11 protein-coding genes are annotated in these 12,798 nt (G+C 34.4%); 1 reads left to right on the forward strand and 10 read right to left on the reverse strand.

Features of this window, described 5'->3' with window-relative positions:
- Positions 1-36: 36 nt before the first annotated feature.
- Both HHU08_RS24760 and HHU08_RS24765 read right to left on the reverse strand, forming a co-directional pair.
- On the reverse strand, positions 37-894 hold the full coding sequence (locus tag HHU08_RS24760; protein ID WP_101729010.1) for a ParB/RepB/Spo0J family partition protein: 858 nt from the start codon (positions 892-894) through the stop codon (positions 37-39).
- Positions 887-1,648 carry a ParA family protein gene (locus HHU08_RS24765; RefSeq protein WP_016201479.1) on the reverse strand — a complete coding sequence of 254 codons (762 nt, stop codon included), beginning with the start codon at positions 1,646-1,648 and terminating at the stop codon, positions 887-889. Before HHU08_RS24765 ends, HHU08_RS24760 begins: the two co-directional genes overlap by 8 nt.
- A 682-nt stretch (positions 1,649-2,330) precedes the next feature.
- On the opposite strand from HHU08_RS24765, the gene HHU08_RS24770 reads away from it, so the two are divergent.
- Entirely contained in the window at positions 2,331-3,446 is a 1,116-nt protein-coding gene (locus tag HHU08_RS24770) for an IS4 family transposase (RefSeq protein WP_169187985.1), read from the forward strand.
- Positions 3,447-3,611: 165 nt separating this feature from the next.
- Here the strand turns inward: HHU08_RS24770 and noc are convergent, their stop codons facing one another.
- From noc to rpmH, 8 genes are all read right to left on the reverse strand, one after another.
- Positions 3,612-4,502, reverse strand: coding sequence for a nucleoid occlusion protein (noc, locus tag HHU08_RS24775; RefSeq protein ID WP_016201478.1), 891 nt, complete (start codon positions 4,500-4,502; stop codon positions 3,612-3,614).
- A gap of 357 nt (positions 4,503-4,859) precedes the next feature.
- Positions 4,860-5,579 (reverse strand): 16S rRNA (guanine(527)-N(7))-methyltransferase RsmG, encoded by a 720-nt coding sequence (rsmG, locus tag HHU08_RS24780; protein WP_101729012.1) that lies wholly within the window; start codon positions 5,577-5,579, stop codon positions 4,860-4,862.
- Between the two features lie 24 nt (positions 5,580-5,603).
- Positions 5,604-7,484, reverse strand: a complete 1,881-nt coding sequence (gene mnmG, locus HHU08_RS24785) for a tRNA uridine-5-carboxymethylaminomethyl(34) synthesis enzyme MnmG (RefSeq protein ID WP_016201476.1) — start codon at positions 7,482-7,484, stop codon at positions 5,604-5,606.
- 79 nt (positions 7,485-7,563) lie between these two features.
- Entirely contained in the window at positions 7,564-8,949 is a 1,386-nt protein-coding gene (gene mnmE / locus HHU08_RS24790) for a tRNA uridine-5-carboxymethylaminomethyl(34) synthesis GTPase MnmE (protein ID WP_169189583.1), read from the reverse strand.
- A gap of 429 nt (positions 8,950-9,378) precedes the next feature.
- Positions 9,379-10,005: an RNA-binding cell elongation regulator Jag/EloR gene (jag, locus tag HHU08_RS24795; protein ID WP_169189584.1), complete on the reverse strand. Its 627-nt coding sequence runs from the start codon at positions 10,003-10,005 to the stop codon at positions 9,379-9,381.
- Positions 10,002-10,736 carry a YidC family membrane integrase SpoIIIJ gene (gene spoIIIJ / locus HHU08_RS24800; RefSeq protein ID WP_407939875.1) on the reverse strand — a complete coding sequence of 245 codons (735 nt, stop codon included), beginning with the start codon at positions 10,734-10,736 and terminating at the stop codon, positions 10,002-10,004. Before spoIIIJ ends, jag begins: the two co-directional genes overlap by 4 nt.
- 141 nt (positions 10,737-10,877) lie before the next feature.
- Positions 10,878-11,225, reverse strand: coding sequence for a ribonuclease P protein component (rnpA, locus tag HHU08_RS24805; RefSeq protein ID WP_016201471.1), 348 nt, complete (start codon positions 11,223-11,225; stop codon positions 10,878-10,880).
- 176 nt (positions 11,226-11,401) lie between these two features.
- Positions 11,402-11,536, reverse strand: a complete 135-nt coding sequence (rpmH, locus tag HHU08_RS24810) for a 50S ribosomal protein L34 (RefSeq protein WP_016201470.1) — start codon at positions 11,534-11,536, stop codon at positions 11,402-11,404.
- Positions 11,537-12,798: the final 1,262 nt, after the last annotated feature.

Genomic DNA, 12,798 nt, shown 5'->3' on the forward strand with positions numbered 1-12,798 from the left:
AATATTTTTGTAAACTTCCCTTTCGTAGGCTATTTTTCAATCTTCATTTTCTATTTCAAACAATTGAAGGATTCTTGATAAATCTTCCTCTGAGAAAAATTCGATTTCGATTTTCCCCTTGTTTTTCTTTTGCTTAATATGAACAGTAGTTCCAAATCTCTCACGAAGAAAAGACTCCTGCTCTTTAAGAAAAACATTTTTCACGGGTGGTTTTTCTTTCTGTGTTTCACGTGAAACATTCTCATTTAAGTGCTGGATTAATTGTTCAAGCTGGCGTACATTTAATCCATCTTTTATAATTTTGTCCACAATCGCTGGAAGTTTATCTTTATTTTTCAATCCTAATAAAGCTCTTCCATGTCCCATTGATATTTTACCGTCAGAAATATAGTTTTGCACAGCCTTTGGAAGAGATAATAATCGAACATGGTTAGCAATATGGGGTCTACTTTTCCCTAATCGTTTTGCTAGTTCCTCTTGTGTAAGCTTCAATTTCTTCATTAGGGTTTGATAAGCATGCCCTTCTTCAATAGGTGATAAATCTTCTCTTTGAAGGTTTTCGAGTACTGCTAATTCCATCATTTGCTGTTCTGATAATTGGCGTACAACTGCTGGAACTGTTTCTAGCTTAGCTTCTTTCGCTGCACGATATCTACGTTCCCCTACTACTATCTCATAGCCTTTAATACTTTTTCGCACAATGATTGGTTGAAGAATGCCATGTTCGATGATAGAAAGCTTCAATTCTTCAATTGCTTCCTCATCAAAAAATTTTCTAGGCTGATAAGGGTTTGGTCGCAATTCACTTAGGCTTATTTCTTGAACATTTTCTTCCTTCTCTGCATCCATTTTAGGAAAGAAGGCATCTAATCCTTTTCCAAGTCCTTTAGCCACTAGTAACCACTTCCTTCGCAAGGTCCAAATAAACTTCGGCACCACGTGATTTTGGATCATAAATAATTATTGGTTCGCCATGACTCGGTGCTTCTGATAAGCGAATATTTCTAGGGATAATTGTTTTATATACTTTATCTTGGAAATACTTTTTAACTTCTTCAATAACTTGCAGACCTAGGTTAGTTCTAGCATCTAGCATTGTTAGCAATACACCTTCAATTGCTAAATCATGATTTAAATGCTTTTGGACAAGTCGAACAGTATTTAATAACTGACTTAATCCTTCTAAAGCGTAATATTCACATTGAACTGGAATCAATACTGCATCTGATGCTGTTAATGCGTTAATCGTTAATAATCCTAAAGAAGGTGGACAATCTATTAAAACATAGTCATAGTTTTGTTTGACTTCATCTAATGCCCTTTTCAATCTCACTTCTCTGGAAATAGTAGAAACAAGTTCTATTTCTGCTCCAGCTAACTGAATCGTTGCAGGAATAACATCCAAATTCTCAACATTTGTCTGTTTTATCACCATACTTGCTTCAAGATCATCGACTAACACATCATAGATACAATGATCAACATCAGCTTTTTCAATACCTACACCACTAGTAGCATTTCCTTGTGGATCAATATCTACTAATAGCACACTTTTTCCGATATATGCTAAACAAGAGCCAAGATTGACTGATGTAGTTGTTTTTCCAACTCCACCTTTTTGGTTAGCAACAGTAATAATTTTACCCATGATGTCACCTACCTTTAATTCCATACTAGCTACGAAATATACATCGACGCAAGATGGCTACTTAATATAAAATAATTGAACCGTTTATAGCAAGCTATAAAACAATTTATTAGTAAAAACATGAATAGACTACAACATGGTCAGTTCCCTACCTATTGTAATCACGTATATTATTTTATCATGAAACCTTCGAAATATCGTTATTTTTTCTTTTAATCTAGATTACTAATGGAAAATAAAATGAATATATAGTATAAAAGAAGTTAAAAAAGCCTATCATTTCAAGCATTTTATAGAGAATTTTTATACTTGATTTTTTTAGGAAATAATCATACTAATCAGCAATGAGGTTTATAAATTATCCTTGTGGTTATCCATTGAGGAATAGAATTGTAATAAAAAAGTGAGAATCAGCTAAACGGCTATTATCCTCACAACAAAAAATATGCTCTGTTAAATATAATAATTCTACTAAAAAATTTGTTAAACTAGTGGGATTTAACAGAGCCCTACATCTATGATAATTATTTTATATATAAATACACTAGTGTTGCATTAATTTAAATTCACTATTAAAAATACTCAAAATGTTCAATATTATTATTTTGCGCAAAGAAAAAGTCCTTTATAATGGATTAGTCAGGTGGTAACCCGTCCAAATCCACTAAAAAAGGACCATCACATGGACAAGATTACACGAAAAACTTCATTTGGACAATGGTTTTCACCTATAAATCTTCAATTATTTGAAGAAAACGTGAAAACGATGAAATTAGATTACTATACGAAAAAATTAACGACAGAGTCATTTCTAAAATTACTACTTTTTGCGCAGCTACAAGAAATTGAAAGTCTGCATGCGCTGGGTGATTGTCTTTTCGATGACCAGCTTCAAAAAGGGATAGACCTTGATTCTATTAGTATTTCTCAGTTGTCACGGCGGTTAAACGGCATAAACCCTGATCTATTTCAAAGGCTTTTCCTTGATTTAGTGTCACAAATTCATGCCAAAACGCATTACACGAAACTCGTGATGCCGTTAAAAATCATTGATTCAAGCACATTGCCACTTAATTTGACCAATCATAAATGGGCTAAATTCCGCAAAACAAAAGCAGGTGTAAAGTTACATTTGCGCCTTGTGTTTATGGAAAAGGGTATATCCTATCCTGAAAAGGCCGTTATGACAACGGCAAAAGAACATGACCGTGGTCAGCTTGAAATCATGGTGGATGACAAGGAATGCATGTATGTGTTTGACCGTGGTTATCTAGACTACGAGCGCTTTGATCGCATGACTGATGATGGCTACTTCTTTCTTTCACGGCTACGCAAAAATGCAGTCATACGGAACGTTTACGATTTTAAGCTACCCAAGGATACAGCTGTTTTATCAGACCAAATGGTGTTGATAGGTACGACTCAAAACCGTGCTGAAAATTACTTTCGGCTTCTAAAAGTGATGGACTCAAAAGGAAATGAACTTCATTTAATTACAAATCGTTTTGATTTAAGCGCCGAAGAAATTTCAGAAATGTATAAATCACGGTGGGCAATTGAGCTGTTTTTTAAATGGATCAAACAACATCTCAGCATCAAAAAGTTCTACGGTCAAAGCGAATGGGCGATTCAAAATCAAGTATTTATCGCACTAATTGTTTTTTGCCTACATGTTCTCGTGCAAATCGAGACCAGAAGCAAGCGAAAAACCTTACAGATTAGCCGTTATCTAAGGGCTGCATTGTGGAAACCAGCGAATGTTTGGCTTCGAAAGATTGAAGGAAAAGCCATCCCTTAAATATGCAAATTGTCGTCGTTGCAAAAGTCTAATTGTAAATAAATTTCCAAATGGATGGGGCCACCTTTGATTGGGTATTTACTTTTTTGCCTCTAAACAGGGAAGGTGAGTAAACTGAAAATTATGACACTATTTATGCAACACTAGTGATATAAATATTAAGTATTATTTCTTTTTTGGAATTTTAATTGTAAATTGATAAAAATCTTCAAACTCTTCTTCCTCGGCATTTAAATTAATTCCGCTGTCAGAAACCATATTTAGTGATTGGCGGATGGTATTTACTGCTATCCGCATATCTTTACTAAAAGCCTTTCTTTTTGGCTTTGGTTTCTCCTTAGTTTGTTCAAGCATTTTTACTACACGCTCTTCTGTTTGCTTTACGTTTAAGCTCTTTTCAATAATTTCTTGTAATAGTTGGATTTGCTTTTCCCTTTCCTTCAAAGGAATCATGGAACGAGCATGACGCTCAGATATCTCTTTATTTAATAAGGCTTCTTGAATTTCTTCTGGCAATTTAAGAAGTCTTAATTTATTTGCAACAGTTGACTGCCCTTTACCTAATCTTTGAGCAAGGGCCTCTTGGGTAAGATTGTGCAATTCTAATAATTTTCCATATGCAATTGCTTCTTCAATTGGAGAAAGCTCTTCTCTTTGGAGATTCTCAATAAGTGCAACAGACGCAGTTTCTGTATCACTCATATTTTTAATGATAGCTGGTGCTTCTTCCCAACCAAGTTTTTTCATTGCTCTCCATCTTCGTTCTCCAGCAATGATTTCAAATTTATCATACTCGTATTCTCTTAGTACAATCGGTTGAATAATACCATGTGTATGGATCGTACGAGCTAATTCTTCAATTTTTTCATCATCAAATACCGTTCTTGGTTGAAAACGGTTAGGAACAATCTGATTAATTGGGATTCTTCTAACTTCTTCATTGCTTCCCATATTCTCGATCTCCTCTTGAGCAGCATCTGCACTTATTTGACTAGCATCTTCTATTTGATCTCCTTTTTCGCCAAGTCCAAAAAATCGTGAGAAAGAAGGCTTCATCACCCTGCACCACCTTTACAAAACTCCCTATTAATTATTCTCTATATGAAACATTAATCCCTGCAAAGAATCTGACTTATAGAAAGAAACTTCTCGAAATTTCATAGAATATGACAATTTATAGGTATATTATATAGTAGATATGATATTTGATATAGTCTTAATTCTATGAATGATTATATCATTCTCTTTTTCTTTAAATAATTATTTTTCTTTCCATCAAACTAGTGGATGCCAGCCCTTTCATTCGAATACTACATCTGAAAGGGCTGGCAGAAAAAATCTTCAAAAGAAATGAAATAGCTGTTAAAAATAAAATATCAGAAAATAATCTCTCCAGATTGCCCCTGTTTTCTCTTATTCAATAGGCTCCTTATTAGGAGTGCCTGGTTTTCTAGGATATTTTTTAGGTGTTGGCTTTTCTTTTGCTATTATGATGATATTTCTTTCACTTTCTTCAATAGGCAACAAAAAAGAGTGCATGTTATTAACTTTTCCACCTAAAACCGTTACAGCCTTTTTTCCGGCCTCTATTTCTTCTTTGGCACTTGCTGCTTTCATTGCAACAAAAGTACCCCCAACCTTTACTAATGGTAGACAAAGTTCACTTAAAACAGAGAGCCGTGCTACAGCTCGTGCAGTAACAATATCAAAGGATTCACGATATTCTTTATTTTGGCCAAATGTTTCTGCTCGATCATGAATAAAGTTAACCTCTTTTAACTCTAATACAGACGCTAGATGCTCAAGAAAATGAATTCTTTTATTCAAAGAGTCGACAATCGTTACCTTTAAATCGGGAAAAGCAATTTTTAAAGGGATGCTCGGAAAACCTGCTCCTGCACCTACATCACATAGATGGGCAGCACTTTGGAATTCCTTATAATAAAATCCAGCAGTAATAGAATCATAAAAATGCTTCAAATAAACTTCTGATTTTTCTGTAATGGCTGTTAAATTCATCTTTTCATTCCACTCTACTAATATCTCATAGTAAAGCTCAAACTGTTTTATTTGCTTATCTGATAAAGTAATTCCCTTATCAGCAAGCATTTGAATAAATTCTTCTGTATTCATGTATGAACCCTTTCTACCTAGAGATTAAACACGAGCAATTTTTCCTTGTTCTAAATAAACTAGTAAAATGGATATATCTGCTGGATTTACTCCAGAAATTCTTGATGCCTGTGCAATGGATAATGGACGAACTTTTTTTAATTTTTGTACTGCTTCCGTTGCAAGACTAGAGATAGCATCATAATCAATGTTCTCAGGAATTTTCTTATTCTCCATTTTCTTAAGTCTTTCTACTTGCTGTAATGATTTTTCAATATAACCTTCATATTTAATTTGAATTTCTACTTGCTCCTTAATATCTTCCGTTAATTCTACCTTGCTAGGTGCAAGCATTTCAATATGGCTATAATTCATTTCAGGTCGTTTTAATAGATCTCCTGCTCTTATTCCATCTTTTAGTTCACTGCCGCCTTGCTCTTTAATGACATTTTGAACTTGCTCATTCGGCTTTAGCATTACTTCACTCAAACGTTGCTTTTCTTGTTCAATTAAATGCTTTTTCTCAGAAAATTTCACATAACGCTCTTCTGAAATAAGACCAATATTGTGTCCAATATCTGTTAAACGTAAATCTGCATTATCATGACGAAGTAGTAGACGATATTCAGCTCTAGACGTTAAAAGGCGATAAGGCTCGTTTGTGCCTTTTGTAACCAAGTCATCGATTAAGACGCCGATATAGGCATCAGAGCGACTTAAAATAACCTCTTCTTTTTCTAATGCATTTAAACCTGCATTTATACCTGCCATTAATCCTTGACCTGCTGCTTCTTCGTATCCTGAGGTGCCATTAATTTGCCCAGCAGTGTAAAGGTTTTTTATTTTCTTTGTTTCTAGAGTCGGCCATAATTGTGTTGGGACAATAGCATCATACTCAATTGCATATCCAGCTCTCATCATTTGGACATTTTCAAGTCCTGGGATTGTTCTTAAAATTTCTTGTTGCACATCCTCAGGTAAGCTTGTGGACAATCCTTGTACATACACTTCTTGTGTATTTTTGCCCTCTGGCTCTAAGAAAATTTGATGTCTCGGTTTATCATTGAATCGAACCACTTTATCTTCGATAGATGGACAATAGCGCGGTCCAGTACCTTTAATCATTCCAGAATACATTGGAGAACGGTGTAAATTTTCATCAATTATTTGATGTGTGTTTTCATTTGTATAGGTTAACCAGCAAGGAAGCTGCTCCGTAATAAATTTTGTTGTTTCATAAGAAAAGGCTCTTGGAACATCATCTCCAGGCTGTATTTCTGTCTTGGAGTAGTCAATAGAATGACTGTTTACACGCGGAGGCGTTCCCGTTTTAAATCGTACCAAATCAAAACCTAGTTCTTGTAGATGCTCCGATAATCGAATAGATGGCTGTTGATTATTTGGACCACTTGAGTATTTAAGCTCGCCTAAAATAATTTCCCCACGAAGATAGGTACCAGTAGTTACAACAATCGTTTTTGCACGATACGTAGCACCTGTTTTCGTAATAACTCCTTTTGCAACTTGATCCTCTACGATTAATTCTTCTACCATTCCTTGAATTAATGTTAGATTGGGTTCATCTTCTAATGTCTTCTTCATTTCATGTTGATACATGTATTTATCTGCCTGAGCTCTTAGTGCACGTACTGCAGGACCTTTTCCTGTATTCAACATTCTCATTTGTATATAGGTTTTATCGATATTTTTACCCATTTCGCCGCCAAGTGCGTCAATTTCTCTAACGACGATCCCTTTTGCCGGTCCTCCGACAGAAGGATTACATGGCATAAAAGCAACCATGTCTAAATTTATTGTTAACATTAATGTTTTGGCACCTAATCTTGCTGCTGCAAGTCCAGCTTCACAGCCTGCATGACCTGCACCAATGACAATCACATCATAATTCCCAGCTTCGTACTGCATCATGATGCCTCCTTCTTTCTAAGTCTTTCTTTTATCTTGTTTTCGAGGCTACTGTTACCATTTAATAATCCCAATTTGTTTATTTTCCTAAACAGAACTGAGAGAACAACTGATTAATTAAGCTTTCGTGTATGCTGTCACCAATAATTTCGCCAAGTATTTCCCACGTTCTGGTCAAATCAATTTGCACAATATCAATTGGTGTTCCATTATCGGCTCCTTCAATTGCATCACTTATTGCGCTTAATGCTTGGTTCAATAAGGAAATATGTCTTGAATTAGAAACATATGTCATATCACTTGCTTCAATGGAACCTTCAAAAAATAGACTAGATATGGCCTCTTCTAATTGATCTACACCGTTTTCTTCTACTAAAGAAGTCGTAATGATTTTGCGATTACCTGCAAGCTCTTTTACCTTTTCTAAATCAATTTTTTGCGATAAATCTGTTTTATTGACGATAACAATAAAGTCCATGCCTTCTGTGGCTTTAAAAATATTCTTATCTTCTTCCGTTAATTCATCCGCATAATTTAAAACAAGTAAAATTAAATCTGCTTCCCGTAACACTTTTCGCGATTTTTCTACCCCTATTCGCTCTACAATATCTTCCGTTTCTCGAATGCCTGCTGTATCAAGCAAACGTAGAGGAACTCCGCGTACATTCACGTATTCTTCAATAACATCTCTTGTAGTACCTGGGATGTCTGTTACAATTGCTTTATTTTCTTGCACTAAACTATTTAATAAAGAAGATTTCCCTACATTTGGTCTCCCTACAATAACGGTTGCCAGTCCTTCTCGGAGAATCTTTCCTTGCTGTGATGTCTGGAGAAGTTTTTCAATTTCCTTTTTGATATATATTGATTTCTCCAACATTACTTTTTGTGTCATCTCTTCCACATCGTCATATTCTGGATAATCAATATTAACCTCTACCTGTGCTAATGTTTCTAAGATTTCTTGGCGCAAATGTCGAATTAATTTTGAGAGTCTTCCTTCCATTTGCCCAAGTGCTACATTCATTGCGCGATCTGTTTTCGCTCTGATTAAATCCATTACCGCTTCTGCTTGCGACAGATCAATGCGCCCATTTAAAAAAGCTCTTTTAGTAAATTCGCCAGGTTCTGCAATTCTTGCCCCATGAGAAGTAGTTAATTGCAATAATCGATTTACGGAAGCAATTCCACCGTGGCAGTTAATTTCAATTACATCCTCTTTTGTAAAAGTTTTTGGTCCCCTCATCAACGATACCATTACTTCTTCCACAACCTCATCTGTTGTTGGATCAATAATATGACCATAATGTATCGTATGACTTGCTACCTCACTTAACTTTTTATTCCCTATACTTTTAAAGAGCTTGTCTGCAATTTTTATGGATTCTGGACCACTCATTCGAACAATTGCGATCGCTCCCTCTCCCATTGGGGTTGATATCGCAGCAATTGTATCTAATTCCATCTTTTTCACCTCAATTCAAAAAAATAATATCTATATAAAAAGTTTGTATTCACCTTTGACATGATTACAATAGATTAGATTAACATATCCACAAATGTAAAAAAAGAAAAAAATCCGCACACTTATCCACATTCTCTTTTATCGTTATATACCATTCTATCTTATCCACATGTGAATAACAATAAAACGAAAAATAAAATTACAAAAGCTAAGAACTTAAACTCCTACTATTTGCATGTGTTTCTGCTTTTCTGTTCTATTACTTCTCTCCTTACTCCAATGCATAAATAGATTTTTGATTGTTTTCACTCATTAATTACTCTCTAGTCGAAATAGTATCTAAAGATACTATTTCTAAAAAATATATCTATGGATCCATATAAACATAAAAAAAGAGACCATCTCTTTATCAGAGACGATCTCTATGTTCTATCTTTTTACCTTTAACGGCGCAATAATAATATGTCTTTTCGCATCTTCACCGGAAGAATAGGTTTTTACCCCTTTAAAAGAAACCAAGGCAGTATGAATCGTTTTTCTTTCATCTGCAGGCATCGGTTCAAGCGGTATTTCTTTTCCAATCTTAACCGCTTTATAGGCTATTCTTTCTGCTAACTGAATTAACGCCTGTTTTCTACGGTCACGGTATCCTTCTGCATCTAACATTACTTTAAAATACTCTTTTGATTCTTTATTAATTACTAATTGTGCTAAATATTGAATAGAATTAAGTGTTTGCCCTCTTTTTCCGATTAACAAAGCAATTTTTTCACCAGATAATTCATACAAAATATTTCTCCCACTTTGTTTAACTTGAATATCTATAGAGACACCCATTTTTTCACTAACATCTTTGAGAAAAATTTTAACAGATTCAACTGGATCTACTTTTTTCTTTACTGTTACTTTCGCAGATCTGGAACCAAAACCGAAAAATCCTTTTTTTCCTTCATCAACAACAATGATTTCAACTTGATTCTTTGTTGTCTTAAGCTGAGCTAAAGCTGACTCCACTGCTGCATCGACTGTTTGTCCTACGGCAGTAACTTCTTTCACTTCTTCGCTCCTCCTGCTTTGCTAGTTTGGCCAACATTTTTAATTTCAGGACCTTTAATAAAATACGTTTGGATAATGGTAAAAATATTACCTACTACCCAGTAAAGAGATAATGCTGCCGGAAAATTAATAGCAAATACTAAAATCATAACTGGCATAATCCAAACCATCATTTGCATTTGTGGATTTGGCGGAGCTCCAGCCATTGATAATTTTGTTTGGATAAATGTTGTAACACCAGCTACAATCGGCAATAGATAGATTGGATCTGGTTGTCCTAAACTGAACCATAAGAAATCATGTGATGCAATTTCTCTCGTACGAGAAATAGCATGATAGAATCCTATCAGAATAGGCATTTGTACGATTAGAGGGAAACATCCAGACAAAGGATTAACTTTATTTTCTTGGAACAACTTCATCGTTTCCTCTTGAAGCTTTTGCTGTGTCTTTTGATCTTTAGAACTGTATTTTTGCTGCAATTCTTTCATCTGCGGTTGAATTGCCTGCATTGCCTTACTGTTTCTCGTTTGCTTAATCATTAGTGGCAAAATAACAAGTCGAACTAATATCGTTACGATAATAATAGAGATACCATAACTTCCGCCAGCAAATGCTGCTGTTTTAATAATCAGTTGAGATAGTGGATATACGATATACTCATTCCAGAATCCTTCACTTTCAGAAGTTATTGGTTGATTAAACTCTGTACATCCTGTTAAAATGGTCATTAAAAAAAGCAGACCAACTATCAATAAAAATTTCTTATTCAAGCTGCAAATCCTCCTGTATAACATGATTTTCGAATATTACTTTATAAGTATTGTAACCGATAAACGAATAGTAGGAAACGCTTAACTAATATTTTCCCGTTAATTCTTTCGGGAAAGAACTTTTGCTATTTTCAAAATATGGACAAGACTCTTTTTTACTTCTTCAAAAGACATCTCAGCAACAGGCTTTCTTACAATTATGACATAATCATATTTATTTTCCAACATCCCTTCCAATTCAAGGAATGCTTGTCTTACATAGCGCTTTATTTGGTTTCGTTTCACTGCATTACCAATTTTTTTGCTGACAGACAGGCCAATACGAAAATGCTCTTGTTCCGCTTTTTCCAATTTATAAATAACAAACTGTCGATTTGCAAAGGATTGTCCCTTTTTAAAAACTGACTGAAATTCTTTATTTTTTTTGATTCTAAATTCTTTTTTCAACGTTTATAACTCCTTCAATTCCTCCAACTTATCTAATTCTCTTCTAATAGAAAATTAGATAGGCATCTTAACGTGAAGTAAACCAATCTATTGTAAAAAAAGGAAGGGACTGTCCTTCTATTAAGATCATTCCCTTCACCTTTTAATTGAAAAAAGACCACTGACGTTTCAGTGGCCTAAGCTGATAATACTTTTCTTCCTTTGCGTCGACGGCGCGCTAAGACATTACGTCCATTTGAGCTGCTCATGCGGCTACGGAATCCGTGAACTTTACTTCTTTTACGTTTATTTGGTTGATAAGTTCTTTTCATTGTATATGACACCTCCCTGAGGAATAGCTGTTATAGACAGTCCTTACAATTATATAAACATAGATAATTAATTGTCAACTATTCATTTTATTTATCGCTTATTTTATGGATCACCTTATTTTTAGTGATATCCCTCTCTATAATCTAAGGCCATTAAAATAGTATACCACATAATTTTCTATTCTACTTCATATCCTTCCCAACTATTCTTTTTCTTAACGAATAATTTTTACCAATTTGGATACTATACAAAAAATTACGATCTATCTTCTTTACGCATTTTTTCCTATCTTTTCGACGATTGTGGATAAATTTCGACGGGAATATTTTTTCCACAATAGTTATTTACAACTTTTCAACAAACTAATACCTTGTGGACATTTATTACTAACAACTTAATTAGCTTGTGGATAAGATATTAAAAAGCATTGCAGTTCTTATAAATTTTTGATATTATAGTTTTGTTTTCACATCTGAATAAAATCTGTGCATAACTATATTATCCACAATCTGTGGATAAATTGTGGACATCTTATTCTTTGTGTCTGAACAGAGTTTTCCACAAACCGTGGATACTGTCGAAATACCACTAATCTTCCTTATAATATATTTTTCCACATAAGAAAAGGACAATTTCCTTGTTTGTTTGCATATTTGCATCAACAAGGCTGTAATTTTTTGTTCAAAGTCGGTGTTTTATGTTTCCTTTTTATCGGAGTTTGACATTTGAATAATGGAAAACATCATACATTAATATGGATTTTAGAAAAAAAATTTTAGTTATTGATTTAGCCATTGTTGCGGCTTACGCACCGATTGGCCTATTCTTTTTTAGAAAAAATTATGTTTAAATCAAGGTTTATCTTAAGGCTTTAAGGCTCCTTTTTTGTTTTTTGATCATTTTTCAAGGCTGTTTTCTAAAGGATTGTTGTTTTTTCAATAGGAAAAAACAATTAGTTGGAAAAATGGAGCAGCCGGAATACATGAAGATGCCACGGGGATTAGCGAGACAGTCTGAGACCCCGGAGGCGAAGCTGAGGAGGCTCTCAGCGCGAGCCCCACGGAAAGCGATATGTATTCCGGCTGCGGGTTATCGCAACAAACTTTACGAAAACAGCCTTTTTCAAAAACAGCCAATAGATTATTTACACATTTTTATATTGGAATATGTCTTTTTCTGCACTTTTTTAAGATAGATCAATTTACTAGGATGAATAATAACGCTAAGCAAATTTAACTCTAGGTAAAGGGGGCGAGGATAC

Source organism: Niallia alba (assembly GCF_012933555.1).
GTDB classification, from domain to species: domain Bacteria; phylum Bacillota; class Bacilli; order Bacillales; family Cytobacillaceae; genus Niallia; species Niallia alba.

Excerpts from the sequence above, each read along its gene's own strand:
- rsmG (WP_101729012.1), bottom strand. The coding sequence starts at position 5,579 with ATGAATACAGAAGAATTTATTCAAATGCTTGCTGATAAGGGAATTACT.
- HHU08_RS24765 (WP_016201479.1), bottom strand. The coding sequence starts at position 1,648 with ATGGGTAAAATTATTACTGTTGCTAACCAAAAAGGTGGAGTTGGAAAA.
- spoIIIJ (WP_407939875.1), bottom strand. The coding sequence starts at position 10,736 with ATGACCATTTTAACAGGATGTACAGAGTTTAATCAACCAATAACTTCT.
- mnmE (WP_169189583.1), bottom strand. The coding sequence starts at position 8,949 with ATGGAATTAGATACAATTGCTGCGATATCAACCCCAATGGGAGAGGGA.
- noc (WP_016201478.1), bottom strand. The coding sequence starts at position 4,502 with ATGAAGCCTTCTTTCTCACGATTTTTTGGACTTGGCGAAAAAGGAGAT.
- mnmG (WP_016201476.1), bottom strand. The coding sequence starts at position 7,484 with ATGCAGTACGAAGCTGGGAATTATGATGTGATTGTCATTGGTGCAGGT.
- HHU08_RS24770 (WP_169187985.1), top strand. The coding sequence starts at position 2,331 with ATGGACAAGATTACACGAAAAACTTCATTTGGACAATGGTTTTCACCT.
- rpmH (WP_016201470.1), bottom strand. The coding sequence starts at position 11,536 with ATGAAAAGAACTTATCAACCAAATAAACGTAAAAGAAGTAAAGTTCAC.